At 70.4% G+C, this 15,511-nt stretch carries 12 protein-coding genes and 1 pseudogene; 7 read left to right on the plus strand and 6 right to left on the minus strand.

The features are described from left to right. A partial coding sequence (locus tag M3Q23_02630) for a hypothetical protein (protein ID MDP9341007.1) occupies positions 1-291 on the plus strand: 291 nt, incomplete at its 5' end. On the opposite strand, the gene M3Q23_02635 is transcribed toward M3Q23_02630, so the two are convergent. After that, the gene (locus M3Q23_02635; GenBank protein ID MDP9341008.1) at positions 288-3,356 is read right to left on the minus strand and encodes an AAA family ATPase; all 3,069 of its coding nucleotides are present in this window, start codon (positions 3,354-3,356) and stop codon (positions 288-290) included. The two genes, M3Q23_02630 and M3Q23_02635, sit on opposite strands and share 4 nt — an antisense overlap. A 301-nt stretch (positions 3,357-3,657) precedes the next feature. Between M3Q23_02635 and M3Q23_02640 the strand changes: the two genes are divergently transcribed. Together M3Q23_02640 and M3Q23_02645 are read left to right on the plus strand one after the other, a co-directional pair. Then, positions 3,658-4,434: a nucleotidyltransferase domain-containing protein gene (locus tag M3Q23_02640; protein ID MDP9341009.1), complete on the plus strand. Its 777-nt coding sequence runs from the start codon at positions 3,658-3,660 to the stop codon at positions 4,432-4,434. Positions 4,435-4,954: 520 nt separating this feature from the next. After that, entirely contained in the window at positions 4,955-5,326 is a 372-nt protein-coding gene (locus tag M3Q23_02645) for a hypothetical protein (protein MDP9341010.1), read from the plus strand. A 258-nt stretch (positions 5,327-5,584) separates the two neighbouring features. Here M3Q23_02645 and M3Q23_02650 read toward each other — a convergent pair whose 3' ends face one another. The 4 genes from M3Q23_02650 to M3Q23_02665 all read right to left on the minus strand — a co-directional run bounded on the left by M3Q23_02650 (position 5,585) and on the right by M3Q23_02665 (position 10,727). Beyond that, positions 5,585-6,667, minus strand: coding sequence for a hypothetical protein (locus tag M3Q23_02650; protein ID MDP9341011.1), 1,083 nt, complete (start codon positions 6,665-6,667; stop codon positions 5,585-5,587). Positions 6,668-6,881: 214 nt separating this feature from the next. Next, entirely contained in the window at positions 6,882-8,120 is a 1,239-nt protein-coding gene (locus M3Q23_02655) for a cation:proton antiporter (protein ID MDP9341012.1), read from the minus strand. A gap of 211 nt (positions 8,121-8,331) precedes the next feature. After that, positions 8,332-9,066 carry a DUF998 domain-containing protein gene (locus tag M3Q23_02660; protein ID MDP9341013.1) on the minus strand — a complete coding sequence of 245 codons (735 nt, stop codon included), beginning with the start codon at positions 9,064-9,066 and terminating at the stop codon, positions 8,332-8,334. 98 nt (positions 9,067-9,164) lie between these two features. Continuing rightward, positions 9,165-10,727, minus strand: a complete 1,563-nt coding sequence (locus tag M3Q23_02665; GenBank protein MDP9341014.1) for a LuxR C-terminal-related transcriptional regulator — start codon at positions 10,725-10,727, stop codon at positions 9,165-9,167. A 61-nt stretch (positions 10,728-10,788) separates the two neighbouring features. Between M3Q23_02665 and M3Q23_02670 the strand changes: the two genes are divergently transcribed. The 4 genes and pseudogenes from M3Q23_02670 to M3Q23_02685 all read left to right on the plus strand — a co-directional run bounded on the left by M3Q23_02670 (position 10,789) and on the right by M3Q23_02685 (position 14,408). Further along, entirely contained in the window at positions 10,789-11,160 is a 372-nt protein-coding gene (locus M3Q23_02670; protein MDP9341015.1) for a hypothetical protein, read from the plus strand. Continuing rightward, entirely contained in the window at positions 11,157-11,498 is a 342-nt protein-coding gene (locus M3Q23_02675; protein ID MDP9341016.1) for a DUF3817 domain-containing protein, read from the plus strand. The genes M3Q23_02670 and M3Q23_02675 overlap by 4 nt, the downstream gene beginning before the upstream one ends. Before the next feature lie 67 nt (positions 11,499-11,565). Continuing rightward, the gene (locus M3Q23_02680; GenBank protein MDP9341017.1) at positions 11,566-14,154 is read left to right on the plus strand and encodes a SpoIIE family protein phosphatase; all 2,589 of its coding nucleotides are present in this window, start codon (positions 11,566-11,568) and stop codon (positions 14,152-14,154) included. 53 nt (positions 14,155-14,207) lie between these two features. Beyond that, a pseudogene (locus tag M3Q23_02685) lies at positions 14,208-14,408 on the plus strand (STAS domain-containing protein). Positions 14,409-14,488: 80 nt separating this feature from the next. Here M3Q23_02685 and M3Q23_02690 read toward each other — a convergent pair. Continuing rightward, positions 14,489-15,487, minus strand: coding sequence for an NAD(P)H-dependent glycerol-3-phosphate dehydrogenase (locus M3Q23_02690; GenBank protein ID MDP9341018.1), 999 nt, complete (start codon positions 15,485-15,487; stop codon positions 14,489-14,491). Positions 15,488-15,511: the final 24 nt, after the last annotated feature.

A 15,511-nucleotide genomic window follows, 5' to 3' on the forward strand; every position in this document is an offset into this window, starting at 1 on the left:
TTCGCAGAGGTCCGAGTCAGGTTCCGCGCCCAGTTCGCCTACGTAGAAGGGGTGCTCCCCGACGGAGAGAAGATCCAGCTGTGCCGGCTCACCTACGGCGGGTCCGCCGACACATGGGGGTTCGCCACCTACCTGGCCAGCAAGGACGGCTACGAGAACTCGGTCCTGCCAACCGGACGGTTCGCTGGGCTGCCCGAGCACGCCCTCGACACCGCCTGCGGCCTCTATCTGGAGGATGTCTCCGCGTGGACGGATCTATTTGCCCTCAAACGTTCTCCGCCGCCGCACTAGCCCTCGACTCCACGAGCTCGGAGGCGCTCGCGGATGGGGCCGGCGCGCACGACGTCGCCCTTTTGCTCGTAGCGAGCCAGGGCCTCCCGGAGGGCATCGATCCAGTCCTGGCGGCGCCCTCTTGCTTCCAGCACGTCGGCCAGGCAGGCCCACGCGTCGCCCTGCGCAGTCAGCATGTCGGTGGCTTCGACACGGGCCAGTGCCTCTCGTGCCAGGGCTTCGGCCCGATCGAGCTCCCCTCGGCGAACCAGCACCGGCGCCAGCCCGGTCCGCCACTCGGATTGCGACACCACGTCCTCCTCGGCGGCCAGCTCCCGGCTCACCAGGCAGAACTGCTCCGCCTCGCCGTCTCGCCTCTGGCTCGCCAGGAGCAGCCCGAGCATCGACGCGACCGTGGACGCGAACCCGCGGTCGTCCATGGCCCGAAGCCGGTCGAAGCCGTCGCGGAGCACGCGCTCGGCGATGTCGAGCCGGCCTGCACGCGTCTCGATGCGTGCGTCCGTCATGGCCGAGCCCGCCTCCCATAGGGTCATGCCGAGGTCGACCTTGATGGCCCGGGCCCGCGCGGCCAGCGCACGAGCCTCGTCGAAGTGGCCCAGCATGGCCTTGCCGACGGCCTTCGTGGTGAGGGCCGCGGCTTCCACCTTGCGGTCGCCCGCGTACTCCTGCTCCATCCCCTCGGTCTGGGCCAGGAGAGCCTCCACGGGGACCGGCCCGAAGATAAGCCCGGCGAGCAGGTTCGTCACGAGTTCGGTCTCCTCCCGGAGGTCGGTGGCCCTTTTGGCGTGCTCGATCGCCTCCAGCGACGTCCGGCGGTGCTCCGCGAGGTTCATCCGCATCCACGCGGCGTAGCTCAGCGTCCGCCAGGCCCGAGCCAGGCCGAGCTCGTCGCCGGCAGCCTCGAACACCGGGATCAGCCCGTTCGCCTCGGCCTCCGCCTGCTGCATCCCGCGCTCGGGCTCACTGAGGATGAGCGCGCTCAGCTGGACCAGCCTGGCGTGACCGGCCCCGAGGTCGTCGCCGGCCGCGACCGCCGCTCTCACCGCCTCGTCCAGGACCTCGTCCGTCCGGGACAGGTCCCCCGCCTCGAACAGGACATCGCCGAGGTCCGCGACGACGCGGAGCCGGGCCGGATCGGCGGGCGGTAGAAGGTCGGCGGCACGGGAGAGCAGGTTCACCGCCGCGCCGATGTCGCTCCGGGCCCGAGCCCGCCGGCCGGCTGCGGCCAGGCGCTCGAACGCACCACGGGCCAGCGCCCGGGCCCGGTTGTCCTCTGGCGCCAGTTCGACGCGGTACCGATGTGCCTGTTCCAGGTGGTAGCCGATGAACTCCTCGTACTCCGCAGCCCGCTCCCCGACCGAGGAGGCCAGCCACACGCCAAACCGCTCGTGCAGGTCCGCCCGGTCCTGCTTGGGCAGCGCTTCGTACGCCGCGTCCCGGATGAGGATGTGCCGGAACCGGAAGCCCTCCGCCCCGCCGATGTCGGATGCGGTGGGCCGGATGAGGTCCTTCCGGAGGAGCGCCCCCAGGTGGAGGTCCGCCTGCGCCGGATCTCCAGGAGCGTCCGCCAGGAGCGCCACCACGGCCGCGCGGTCGAAGACCTCCCCGGCCACCGCGGCAGATTCCAGGACCGCCCGCTCCTCCGCCGAGAGACGGTCCAGCCTGGCCGCCAGGAGCGCCGAGATTGCGCCGGGCACGTGGACGGTCGCGAGGTCGACCGTGGCCACCCACTCCCCGTCCTTCTCGACCAGGATCCCATCGTCGAGGAGCGTGGACAGCATCTCCTCGACGAACAGCGGGTTGCCCTGCGCGGAGGCCCGGATGCGCTGGCGGATCTCGGGTGTGAGGGCCGGGTTCCCCAGGAGGTTGTGGATCAGAACGTCGGACTCCTGCTCGTCCAGCGGCTCGAGCTGCACCGACGTGGCTCGGGCCTTCCCGCCGCCCCAGCCGGGCCTGCCGTCCAGGAACTCGGGCCGGGCCATGCAGAGCAGGAAGATCGGCGCTTCGCGGGACCAGTCGGCGATGTGTTCGATGACGTCCAGCATCGTCGCCTCGGCCCAGTGGATGTCGTCGAACACCGCCACCACGGGCCCCGATCGGGCCAGGATCTCGAACAGGCGACGGACCGCCCAGCCGGCCTCGACCTGGACGCCGTCGGACAGCCCGATCAGCGCCGCGAGGTGCTCGCTGACCCGCTCCGCGTCGTGGGCATCGCCGAGCAACTCGCGGACGCGCTGCCGGGCCTGGTCGGGCTCGTCGTCCTCGACGATTCCGGCCGCCCCGGTGAGCATCTCCGAGATCGGCCAGAACGTGATGCCCTCTCCATAGGACAGGCACCGCCCGTTCAGGACGGTGGCGCCTGCCCGGGCACGTTCGAGGAACTCCCGGGCCAATCGGGACTTCCCGATGCCGGCGGCACCGAGGACCGTGAACAGATAACACGCGTGGTCAGCCCCCGCGCTCTCGAACGCGTCGGTGAGCAGCTTGAGCGGACGCTCCCGGCCTACCATCGGCGAGTCCAGCCGTCGCTCGTGGCCGAGGACCCCGGGTCGCACCTCCAGGAGGCGATACGCGTCGACCGGGCCGGCCTTGCCCTTCAGCGCGAGCGGGTCGACCGGCTCGACCACCACCGCGTCCCGGGTCAGCCGGTACGTCTCTTCGCCGATCAGGATCTCCCCGGGCTCCGCTACCTGCTCCAGCCGAGCGGCTGTGTTCACCGTGTCACCGGTGACCAGGTTCTGGCCGGTCGAGCGGTTTCCGGCCACCACCTCGCCGGTGTTGACCCCGATCCGTGTGTCGATCGTGACGCCCCACTCCCGGGCCAGCTCGACGTTCAGCTCCGTTATGGCTTCCCGCATGCCGGCGGCGGCCCGGACGGCGCGGAGGGCGTCGTCCTCGTGCAGGACCGGGATGCCGAACACCGCCATCACGGCGTCGCCGATGAACTTCTCCACGGTCCCTCCGTGGGACTCCAGGACGGCTTGCATCCGTTCGAAATAGCGGGTCATCACCTGCCGGAGGGACTCGGGATCGAGACGCTCCCCGAGCGAGGTGGAACCCGTCACGTCACAGAAGACGACCGAGACGGCCTTCCTGATCTCGCGCGGGCGAGCGGCGGGCTGGGGGAGCGGTGAGCCGCACTCAGGGCAGAACTTCGCGACCTGCCGGAGCCGGGCACCGCACGAAGGGCATTGCACGCGTGGAGTCTATGGCCTCCGCCCGCCAGGTCCGCCCTCCGTCCCTGCCATCCGTCGTCGGTCGCATCGCCGGTCAGAAGCCAAATTCCGCGTGTGCGCTCCACCGAAGGAGAGGTGTATTTAAGGAACCCCGCCACCCAGGGGTCCCCGGCGCTAGGATCGCACTTCGGTGTTCACCGTTGAGCAGCGGGATGCGCTCCGCGAGCGCCTGCGAAGGCTCGCGGAGGAGGATGGGCGCGTCGTTGCCGGCGCCCTCGTGGGCTCGCTCGCCGTGGACGGCGGCGACCGCTTCTCCGACGTGGACCTCACCTTCGGCATCGCCGACCATGTTCAGGTCGCCGACGTGCTCGACGACTGGACGCGCACGCTCATCGACGAGCTCGGCGCGGTGCAGCTTGCCGACCTCGAGCGCGGGCCGACCGCGTACCGCGTGTTCCTGCTACCGGACGCGCTGCAGCTCGACCTCTCGATGACGCCGGCGGCTCAGTTTCGTCCTGCCGGGCCACGATTCCGGCTTCTGTTCGGCGAGACGGCTGCGGAGCAGTCCGAGGTCGCCACGCCGCCGGTCGCAGGGAGCCTCTTCATTCCCACGCCGCCGGTCGCGGGGGACATCTTCGGGTGGGGCGTCATCTACGCGCTCCACGCGCGCGCGTGCATCGGGCGCGGGCGTGTCTGGCAGGCCGAGCATTACGTCGGCGCCGCGCGCGATCACGCGCTTTCGCTTGCCTGCCTCCGCCAGGGGCTGCCCCCCGTGCAGTCGCGCGGCTACGACGACCTTCCCGCTGAGACCCTTGCTCGATACGAGGATGCCCACGTCGGCGCGGTCGAACCTGGGGCGCTCCGGGCAGCCCTCGCCGCCTCAGTTCTCGCGCTCATGCATGAGGGCGAGGAGGCGCGCCTACCGCACGCTCATGTGGTTGCGGAGCGCCTCGGTGAGCTTCGCTGACGAGCCGCAGCTCCCAGGGTCCGGGCCCACACCCGCGTCGCCGTGACCGGTCGCTCTTGTCCAAGCCGCAAGCGCTGGCGCCTTTCCCCCCGGGCGAGGCGAGCTCTGTTCAGCTTCGGCCGGTCGAGGCATTCCAGGGGCCTTCCTTGGGCCACGCCGGCTGGCCGTTGGAGCGCAGGATTCCACGAATCACCGGCCGGTCCGCAGCTTCCGCGCGCCCAGGCGGGTCGCCACGGGTACGAGACGAGAGGGTCGGCATCGGGGGTCCCAGCTGCCGGGGCGCTGGCCGTCTGCGACGACACGCAGAGCGCAGCCGATGCACCCTACCGGGCGTCCCATCGTCGTGTGTGCGCTGTCGGCGGCCACAGCACAACCATGTTCGCGGCAATTCTCACCTGCTCAAAGTGCAATTCCAAGTCCGATCGCTCTGCCAGGGATACTGTCGGCCTGGCCGTCCCGTCGTATGGGCGGCGTGCAAGACTCACCGTCCTCTCACCTGAGCGCTTTCTGGGTCCTCCGGGTGACTGCTTACTTCGTTGCCGCCCTGGTGATGTCCGCCGGCGCGGCTGTCTCGCTCGCCGCGTCTGCTTGGGGCTATGCAGCCGTCGGGACAGCGCTTTCGGCGATCCTGCTCCTCCTGGTCCACCAGCGCGTGAGCAGGTGGGCGCTGGCCAGTGGGATCCTCACGATCGCGGCGTTCGTCGCTCCGGCCCTGCTGGTACGGCCGACCTGGAGCTCAGATGGCTGTCATCCGAACGTCATCTGCGACTCAAGGCTGGTTGGCCATCCCGGTCCTCAGATCGCCTTGCTCACGGCCTTGCTGGCGGGAGCCCTGGGCGCGGCCGTGGCCGTGGCCGGCTTGATTCGGTCGAGGACCCGCTCGAGTCCCTGAAGCGGAGAACGCGCGCCGTCATCAAGAGGACAGCCCCAAGAAGCAGACCTCCCAATCCGAAGGCGAGCCTGAGTCCAGGCCGATAGTCGGCGGTGCCTCCGCACTGGTTGAACTCGTGGCCGATCCCGCACTGGGGTTGGCCCCGCGCTGGCCAGAACAGGGCGAGAGCGATGCCGATCATGATGATGGCGATCGCAGACATTCTCAGGAAGCGGAGAGGCCGGTCGGTCGAACTCCGGGCGGTCTGGTCGGACGGGCTCATGCGCTGGCCAGGCAGCGCTCGACGAGCGGCAGCTGGGCATCGCTCGAGTCCGTGAAGTCCTCGCCCACGGCCCAGGCGTCTCCGTTCGGAAGGACGGAGATGGAGGAGAGCTCGTTCATCCGGAAGTCGTCCATGTGGTTCGGCCTGGTCCCGACATCCGGCGTGGTGCCGAGCGACCACGTGTGGCCATCCCAGTGGTACGCGACCGGGTTCGTCTTCGATTCGGTTTGACTCAAGCCGACCGCCCACACATCTGCGCTCGAGCTTCCCCCGAGGTCATCCAGTTCGTGCCCGCCGGCCGGCGCTCGGAACGACTGCCAGGCTTGGCCGTCGAAGTGCCAGAAGGCCGGCTCTTCCCCCAGGATTTGCACGTGGCCGCCCCGCATCCGTGCTCGCTGGCCAGTCCCGGCCAGCCAGACGTCGTTCCGGTCCAGAGCGAGCACGGCCCTGATCTCGGTGCCCACCCCGGCTCGCCTCTCAACCGCCGTCTGGCGGATTGACGGGTGAACCCGCTGCCACGTCCGCCCGTCCCAGTGCACCACGAGTATCGGGTCGTCGCTCTCGAAGTCCCGTCCCACCGCCCACACGTCGTCGGCGGAGCTCGCGGACGCTCCCCACAAGTCGTCCAGCCCGGCGCCGGTGTCCGGCAGGGCAGACACCCCCCACCGATGTCCGTCCCAGTGCTCCGCGAGCGGATGCTGGAGGTTGCGCTGCCCGTACCAGCCGAAGGCCCACATGTCGTTGGATGAGACCGGAGTGATGGAGCCCAGTCCGCCCTGGGAAGAGCCGAGATCGGGGAGCGTCACATCCTTCCAGCTCGAGCCGTCCCAGTGCTCCATGATGGGGTACGAGCGACGGTCCGTCGGTCCGGGAAAGGCGATCCCGGCGGCCCACAGATCGTCGGCCCCGACGCCTCCAATGCTCGTGAGCCAGTTGTGCTGCGCGGGCAACGCCGGTGTCGGAAGCGGGTCCCATCGCCCGCCGTCCCATCGCACCACGGTGGTGTGATGCGCGGCCTCGTCTGGACCCACCGCCCACACGTCGTTCCTGGCGACGGCGAACACATCGGAGAGCTGCACGCCCTGCGGAGCCTGCTGCACCACCCACCTGCAAACGGGCGACGCCCCTGCGCTTCGGCAGGCCGACGTGGACCAGAGCAACGTCGCCCAAGCAAGCAGGGCCGCCAATCGCTCGATCCGATGCCTCCAAACCATCCCGTCGTCCGGTTGTACGGACTGCGCTTTGAACTCGGCTCTCGTCGATGCCCGGCGCGAGGCAATGCGCCCTCCTGGATCAGGGGCTCGAAGGCGACCTGCGGCCGAATACCGTCGCATCCTCGGCGCCCAGGGCCTCTTCCTCTTCCTCGTCCACGGCCTTCGGCTGGAAGAACCGCTGGGCGATCAGGGTTGGGACGAACGCGGACAGGAGAACCACGGTCACGAGTTCCGAATATTGCCGCTGACCGATCAGGCCGTGGGACAGACCGAACAGGGCGGCGATGGAGCCGAACGTCAACCCCGTGGACATCAATAGCGTGAGGTACGTCCGTTCCTGCCGCGGGATCCGGAAAGCCTTCGCCGTGGGCCAGACGCCGACTGCCTTCGAGATCAGCTTCACCGCTAGCAGGAGGCCGATGATCCCCGCCCCGGACAGGAGCTGGGGTGCAGAGATGAGTACGCCAGCCCGGAGGAAGAAGAACGGCGTCAGCAACGCGAAGGAGATCGACCGGATTCGGTCGATCAGGATCCGGTCGGTATGGAACAGGCCGGCCACGACGAGACCGCCGACGTACGCCGGTAGCACCGCTTCGCTGCCCGCCGCCGTGGCCAGGGCGCCCAACCCGAGGAGCACCACGAGCAGGAACTTGATCTCGGGCTCGCTCACGCGATGGCCGAAGGTCCGGATCACGAACCGCAGGGTGACCGGCAAGAGAGCGAGCACCGCGGCGCTCACCGCCACGAAGAGGATCAGCAGAGCCCCGAAGTTCGCGAAGAACCCGCCGAGGGCAAGGACGGTCCCCAGGTCCGTCACGAAGCACGCGGCCAGGATCAGCTTGCCGATCTCCTGGCGATTGAGGCCGGTCTCGACCATAACGGCGTAGACCACGGCCACGGACGTCGTGCTGAGGGCGATGCCGGCGATCAGCGCCGCCTTCACATCCCATCCGAGAGCCCAGCGGGCGACCGCGAACGCGCCCAGGAAGGGCAGCACGAACGACACCGCTCCGATCGCGATGCTCGCCTTCCAGTGCTTGCGCAGCGAGACCGGATCGATCTCAGCTCCCGCGAGGAACGTCAGCATCACCGAGCCGAGGCTCGCCAGGAAGTTGGTGAAGTCCGTCTGCTGCACGTAGGTCGATGCGTGCGGGAGGTTCCCAGCGACGGTGCCCACCAGGATCTCGACGAGTGCTACGGAGACGCCGACCCGGATGCTGATCATCGACGCCGCCAGGGCCATCGCGAGCCACACGAAGGCAACCCAGTAGATGTTCACCGCTCCCACCTCCTCCAGGTGCTGGTGGAGGCGGAGCATGCCTCTACCAGCGATCGTTCCTGGTAGAGGCCATCAGCCCAGGGATCGGGGCAATTCGAGGAGCGGGCCTCATCGCGCCGTCCCCGGCACTATAGCGAAGGAGCCGCCCCCGCCTTCGCCCATCGGTCCCATCCTCTCGACCCGATCCGACGAGCCGTACTACGTCGGGTTCAGAATCGGGAGAGAGGGGAGACCTCGCTCCATCGAAACATCATGGCGTGGCGAGTGGGCTCGGCAACCCGATGACGGCGTCCTGGTCGGCGACGCCGGGGGTCCGTGCCAGGGCACGGACGCGAAGCGCGAGTGTCGCGACCCCGACGGACACGAGAACGATCGCCGTGCGCTGAAGGTATCCGCCACCCGTCTTCCCTTCGAGCGCCGCATAGCCGATCGCGACGGTGAGGAACAGCAGACCGAACAGGAACGTCGGCCGAGCCAGGTCGCGCCAGCCGGCCAACCGGCGCATGCGGGGCGCGAGGACGAACGGAGCCGCGATCATGGCGATGGCGGTGGCCACGCCCACGACGATGTGGACCGTGCCGTGCCACGAACTCCATGCGGCCGCCGCGGAGCAGCCCGGGTCAGCCGCCCGGCAGTCGAGGCGGAAGAAGGCGTCAGAGAGATTGTCGAGACCCATGAGGGACCCGGCCAGGAGCCATGCGCCGAGCGCGGTCCCCCGGCCCGGCACGGCGAGGGCGGGGCGCAGCGCGAAGAGCGCGAAGAGGATGGTCAGCGCTCCGCCGATACCGCTTGCGACCAGCATCACCCACGGATGTTGCGCGGTCAGCGCTCCGAGGTCGCTGATGTCGTCCGAGGCGACCGAGTAGCCACCGGTTTGCAGCGTGCCGGCCAGGAACCATCCGAGGTTGAGGACTACCACGCCGCCGATCGCCCCCCACGCCAGCCAGATCGCTCGACGGCCAAGCCCGGTCGAAGCACGACCCATGCGACCCTCCCTTTGCTCGAACTAGGGGCGACGGTATGCGTGACGGCGCCGGCGGTCATGGGGCGTTCGCCTCATCTTTCGAGGCCGCGGAGGCGTGGCTACTCGTGCTCGAGCGGCGGGATGTCGGTCATCAGCCCATGTTGCATCGCGAACAGGCCCGCCCTCGCGCGGTTCGAGGCGCCGATCTTTGCGTAGATGTGCTCGATGTGGTTGCCGGCGGTCTTCCGCGAGATCACCAGCCGGTCGGCGATCTCCCTGTTCGAGAAACCGCACGCCAGCAGCCGGAGCACCTCCACCTCGCGCGTGGTCAGGCCCGCCGGCAAGGCGCGGCGCCGCCTCACCCGATGGCCGGCCGCGCGCAGCACGGTGTCGACCGCATCGCCGTCGAGTCGCCCCGCCACGGCCTCGGCGCGGAGCTCCGACGCGGCCTCGTCGGGCGAGCGGGCCGCCCGGTGGGGCCGCAGCTCGATCATCGCGTGATAGGCGTCGGCGGCGCCGAGGATCCTGCCCGCCGGGGTGATGGCGTCACCCGAGAGCCCGCGTGGGTAGCCCGACCCGTCCAGCCGCTCGTGGTGTTGCACCGCGATCGCCCCAAGCGTCGCGAGCGGGGGAGAGAACGCCAGCATGCGCTCGCTCAGGTACGGGTGCAGGCGGACCCGTTCGGTCTCGGCCTGCGTCAGCTCACCTCGCTTGTCCCACACGGCGTTGGAGACGCCCAGGCGGCCGATGTCGTGGAGCAAGCCGGCGCGACGGAGGGTCGTCGCCTCGGCGTCGCCGAGCCCGTAGATCCGTCCGGCCTCGGCCGCGAGATGGGCCACCGCCCGGGAATGCCCGATGGTGAACGGCGACTTCAGGTCGACGAAATCGCCGATCGCCTCCAGGACCTCGTCGAACCTGTCCTCCGAGATCACCATCTCGAGCTGCGGCTCCGCGGCGAGCACCGTTTCCCAGCTGGACGCGGAGTCGAGGTCGCTCAGCAGGACGGGAGCCTGCGAGCAGAACAGGTCCACCAGGGCGGGGTCGAGATGGGTGCCGCTGCGCTCCCTCGCCACCTCCACGGCTGCGTCGAGGCCGCCGTGTCGATGGAAGACCGCGACGATGTCGGCCAGGCACACCAACCGAGAGGTCAGCCGGATGTCTTCGCCTTTCGCGCCGACCGCGCCCTTCCCGTCCCAGCGCTCGTAGCTCTCCCGCAGGCTCTGCCGCACGTCGTCGCTCAGGCCCAGGTGCCGGGCCAGTCCGTCCGCCGCCAGCCAATGAGCCCCCAGGTCGACGATGGCTTTCCGGCGCGCGGCTCCGATGAATGCCACCCCCAGCCGAGCCCGCTCCAGCAGCGGCCTTCCCGAGCCGAGGTGGCTCAGCAGCCACCGCGGCCCAGCGTCGTCGACGAGGAAACCGTCGGCCTTGATGGTGAGATCGTCGCCGAACCACTTGGCCTGTTCGTACGCGTCCGTGTGGCATCCCACCCAGGCGAGCAGGCCGGCGTAGTAGACGACCGCGCGTTCGGACTCGTCGAGGCCCAGGAGCTCGCTCATCCGGAGCGCGATCAGGGTCTGCCGGATGATGTGCTCCATGGGCTGGCCGAGCCCGAGGTCGGTCCCCAGGGACAGCGTGGCCACCAATTCGGCCAGGCGGACCTGGAAGGGCTGCGAGGTCACCATGGCTGACGCGAGAGTGTAGGACGGTTGACGTTCGGGGCGGCGGCCAATAGCTTCGGCGGACGTGCGCAACAGGTGGGTGACGCCGGGAGCGATCAAGCTGCACGTGGCCTTGTTCGTGGTGGCCGGCACGTGCCTCGCGGCCTTCTGGTGGCAGCTCGATCGGGCGCTCGGCGGCCACACCCGAAGCTGGGGGTACGCGGTGGAGTGGCCGCTGTTCGCCGCGTACGGCGGGTGGATCTGGTGGAAGCTCCTGCGCGACGAGCCCGGCTTCGCCGAGCCCGAGGCTCCGACCTCCGGCTCGGGCGACGGCGCGGTCGGCGACCCGGCCGCGGTCGGAGCCTCCCCCGAGGAGGAAGCGCAGGATCGCGAGATGGCGGCCTACAACGAGTACCTGGCAGGTCTCCGCGAGGCCCACCGGCAGCCGCGCCCGTGAGCCTGGCCGGCGACACGACCGGGCTGCGGGGCGCACTCGTTCGGTACCGGGTCATGGCCTATGCCGTCGGCGTCGGCCTCATCGTGCTGGTCCTGGTGGGGATGCCGCTGCAGCTCGCGGCCGGCCGCCCGGGCGTCGTCCAGGTCGTTGGGCCCATCCACGGCTTCCTCTACATCGCCTACCTGGTGGCGGCCGCCGACCTGGTCCGCCGGTGCCGGTGGCCGGTCTCGCAGCTCACCGCCGTCATCCTGGCCGGGCTCGTGCCGTTCCTGGCGTTCCTCGTCGAGCGCCGCATCACCCGTCGCGTCGAGCAGCAGCTCGCGGCCGGTCGCGCCTGACAGCGGCGAACACCGGGGTCACCGTGCGGTGTCGCGGGTCCGCACGGGGAGGGCTACGCTCTCGCCCATGCGTCCCGGCGGGGTGGGTCAAACCGTCACGCCGGAGGGCCTGCGGGACGTCCTGCGCGCCGGGCCCAGCCCCGAACGCTCCCGGTCGGCCGACCCGTTTCCCATCCTCGCCGCCAAGGTCGCGCTCGTCGGCGTGGCCTACTACGTCGCCGCTCGCCTGGGCCTGAAGCTCGCCCTGATCCAGAGGAACGTGACCCCGCTGTGGCCCCCCACGGGCATCGCCGTCGTCGCGCTGCTCGTGTTGGGGCGGCGGGTGTGGCCCGGGATCCTGGTGGCAGCGTTCCTGGTCAACCTTCCCATTTCCGCGAACGCGCTGGCGGCCGTGACCACCGCGGTGGGCAACACGCTGGCTCCGTTCCTGGCGGCATGGTTGCTGGCCCGGGTCGGGTTCCGGTGGCAGATGGACCGGCAGCGCGACGCGCTGGCCATCGTCTTCCTCGGCGCCCTGAGCATGCTGGTGAGCGCCTCGATCGGCACGGCGACGCTCCTGGTGTCTGGGGACATCCCGGCGAGTCGATTCCTGCCGGCCTGGGCGGTGTGGTGGGCCGGAGACGCCATGGGGGTCCTGGCGGTGGCCCCGTTCCTGCTCAGCCTGGGCCAGTTCCGCACGCCCGGCGGGTGGACGTGGCGCCAGTGGGCCGAGGCCGCCACCCTGCTGGTGCTGGTCGCCGGCGGAGCCGTCGCGGTCACCAACACCCACGTCCACCTGCTGTTCCTCATCGTCCCGCTCCTCGGCTGGATGGCCTGGCGCTTCCAGCTTCGGGGGGCGGCCCCCGTGGCACTGATCGCGGCGGGAGCGGCGGCGTGGGCGGCCGCGCACGGCTCCGGCCCCTTCACCAACGGGACGCTGTTCTCGAAGATGCTGCCCCTCCAGGCGTTCAACGGGACCGCGGCCCTGACCTCCCTGTTCTTCGCCGCCGTGGTGACCGAACGGCTCCGGGCGCGAGAGGCCCTGGAGCGCTCCGCCGCCGAGCTGGAGGGCCGGGTCGAGGCCCGCACCGCCGAGCTCTCGTCGGCGAACGACCAGCTGACCCGGGAGATCGCCGAACGCAGAGAGGTGGAGGACCGGCTCCGCCAGCGAGAGCGGCAGCTGGCCGAAGCGCAACGCGTGGCCCGGATCGGCAGCTGGGAGTGGCTCATCCCGGAGAACAGGGTGTTCTGGTCCGACGAGATGTTCCGCATCCACGGCCACCGTCCCCAGGCCTTTCCGGTGACGTTCGAACGGGCCATCGCCCAGGTGTTGGAGGAAGACGCCCTCCGGATCCGGGCGAACGCCGAGGCCACGCTGCGAGAGGCCAGGAAGGGCGACCGGCTGGGGATCGAGTACCGGATCGTCCGGCCAGACGGAGTCGAGCGAGACCTGCTGGCGAAGTCGAAGGTCTACCTGGGGTCCACCGGCGAACCGGTCCGGATGGTGGGGACGGTCCAGGACGTCACGGAGAGCAAGCGCGCGGAGGCCGAGCACCGCATCGCCGAGACGCTCCAGCGAAGCCTGCTCCCGGAGCGACTCCCGGTCATCCCGGGAGTGGTGCTGGCGGCCCGGTACGCCCCGGCCAGCGCCGAGATGGAGATCGGCGGGGACTGGTACGACGTCGTGCAGCTGCCGAACGGCAGCGTGGGCCTGGCCATCGGCGACGTCGCCGGGCACGGGCTGCGAGCCGCCTCGATCATGGGGCAGCTCCGGATGGCCCTCCGAGCCTACGCCATGGAGGAGGACTCGCCGGCCGGGGCGATCAGCCGCGTGGACCAGCTGGTGCACCGGCTCGCGCTTCCCCACATGGCCACGCTGGCCTATCTGGTGTTCGACCCGGAGTCCGGGGTGGTGCGCTTCGCGAACGCGGGACACCCTCCGCCGCTCCTCATCCCGAGTGGCGGCGGGGAGGCCACGTACCTGGAGGAAGCCCTGGCGCCACCCCTGGGGGCCGAGTACCCGGGACGGTTCCTGGAGGGAAGCTTCCAGCTGGCCCCCGGCTCGACCGTGCTGCTGTTCACCGACGGTCTGGTCGAGAAGCGCGGCGGCTCCATCGTCGACGGGCTGGCTCGCCTGAAGGAGGAGGCTGCCGGGGGAGGGGAGGACCTGGAGGCCCTGTGCGACCACCTCCTGCGGATCATGGTCGGGGGGCACATCGAGGACGACATCGCGCTGGTGGCGATGCGGACGGTTCCCCTGGGCGACGAGGTTCGCCTCAGCATTCCGGCCGACCCGCAGGTGCTGGCGCCGCTGCGGCGGACCTTGCGTCGGTGGCTTCGCCAGCTGGACGCATCGACCGAGGAGACCAACGCCATCCTGGTGGCCTGCGGGGAGGCGTGCACGAACGCGATCCAGCATGCCTACGGGGCCGGGGAGGGCATGGTGGAGGTCGAGCTCCGGCATGACGCCGGCACGGTCGAGGTCGTGGTGCGGGACCACGGACGGTGGAGGCCCTCCGGGGGGCCCGGGGGCGGACGGGGGCTTGCGTTGATGCGAGGGTTCGTGGACGCCGTGGAGGTCGACACCGGCGCCGAGGGAACGGTGGTCAGGCTCCGGAAGCGCCTGGCGGGAGCATCGGGACCGGGATCGGTAGCGGGAGCGATGGCGAGCCCCTGACCGACCTCGCCCGTATCGAGACCGAGCACCGCGACGGCGACTTCGCGGTCCGCGTGGGTGGGGAGATCGACATCTCGAACGCCCAGGAACTGCTGGCCGCGATCGAGACGGCCATGCCCAACACCGCGCGGAACCTGGTGGTGGACCTCACCGACGTGTCCTACGTGGACAGCGCCGGGGTCGCGCTGTTCCTCCGGCTGGCCCAGCGCCTGCGGGGACGCCGCCAGGACATGTCCCTGGTCTCCCCGCCGGGGAGCCCGGTGCGGGCGGTGCTGGAGCTGGCGGCGGTTCCGAAGCTGGTCCCGCTGGTGGAACGGCCGGACGAGTCCTCGCCCTAGCCGGGCTCGGCCTCGTGGCCCGGGGCCGACCGCATCAGCCCCTCGTAGGCGGACAGCACGTTGAGGCGGCCGGTCACCACGCCCTCGATCCGGGAACAGATCGGCAGCTCAACGCCGCCGTGCCTCTCGGCCAGCTCCATGACCAGGGACGCGGTCTTCACGCCCTCGGCCACCATGGTCATCTCGCCCAGGATCTCGTCGAGGGGGCGCCCCTTGCCCAGCTGCTCGCCCACGAAGCGGTTCCGGCTGTGCTTGCTGATGCAGGTCACCATGAGGTCGCCCATGCCGGCCAGGCCGGCGAAGGTCTGCGGCTCGCCTCCCATGGCGAGGCCGAGCCGGGTCAGCTCGGCCAGGCCCCGGGTGATGACCATGGCCCTGGTGTTGTCGCCGACCCCCAAGCCCTCGGCGATGCCGGCAGCGATGGCGACCACGTTCTTCAGGGCCCCACCGACCTCACAGCCGATCACGTCGTGGTGCGTGTAGATGCGGAACAGGCCCCGTCGCAGCACGCCCTGGAGGGCCGCCGCCACCGACAGGTCGTCGGTCGCGACCACGCTCGCCGCCGCGTACCCGGCCATGATCTCCTTGGCGATGTTGGGTCCCGTCAGGGCGGCCGCGGGCCGCCCCGGGAGGACGTCCTTGATGATCTCGGTCATCCGCAGGAGCGATCCGCGCTCGAATCCCTTGGTCAGGCTGACCACGGGGACCCACGGGCGGATGTGTGGCGCGGCCTGCTCCAGCACCTCGCGGAAGCCGTGGGAGGGGATGCCCACCACCAGGACGTCGGCGTCGGCCACCGCCTCCTCCAGGTCGCTGGTGGCCCCGAGCGATTCGGGCAGGTCGAACCCGTCGAGGTACCGCGAGTTCCGGTGCTTGTCGTTGATCTCCCGAGCGAGGTCCTCGCTCCGCGCCCACAGCGTCGTCGGGTTCCGCTTGCTGGCGATGGTCGCGACGGTCGTGCCCCACGATCCCGCTCCCAGCACCGTGACCCTCATGGCCGAACCGTAGCACCCACCGAT

This window comes from Actinomycetota bacterium (genome assembly GCA_030774015.1).
Classification (GTDB): domain Bacteria; phylum Actinomycetota; class UBA4738; order UBA4738; family JACQTL01; genus JALYLZ01.

Bases quoted from the DNA above. Each gene is read 5' to 3' on its own strand.
- M3Q23_02655 (MDP9341012.1), bottom strand. From the start codon at position 8,120: ATGCTCCGCCTCCACCAGCACCTGGAGGAGGTGGGAGCGGTGAACATC.
- M3Q23_02660 (MDP9341013.1), bottom strand. From the start codon at position 9,066: ATGGGTCGTGCTTCGACCGGGCTTGGCCGTCGAGCGATCTGGCTGGCG.
- M3Q23_02665 (MDP9341014.1), bottom strand. From the start codon at position 10,727: ATGGTGACCTCGCAGCCCTTCCAGGTCCGCCTGGCCGAATTGGTGGCC.
- M3Q23_02680 (MDP9341017.1), top strand. From the start codon at position 11,566: ATGCGTCCCGGCGGGGTGGGTCAAACCGTCACGCCGGAGGGCCTGCGG.
- M3Q23_02690 (MDP9341018.1), bottom strand. From the start codon at position 15,487: ATGAGGGTCACGGTGCTGGGAGCGGGATCGTGGGGCACGACCGTCGCG.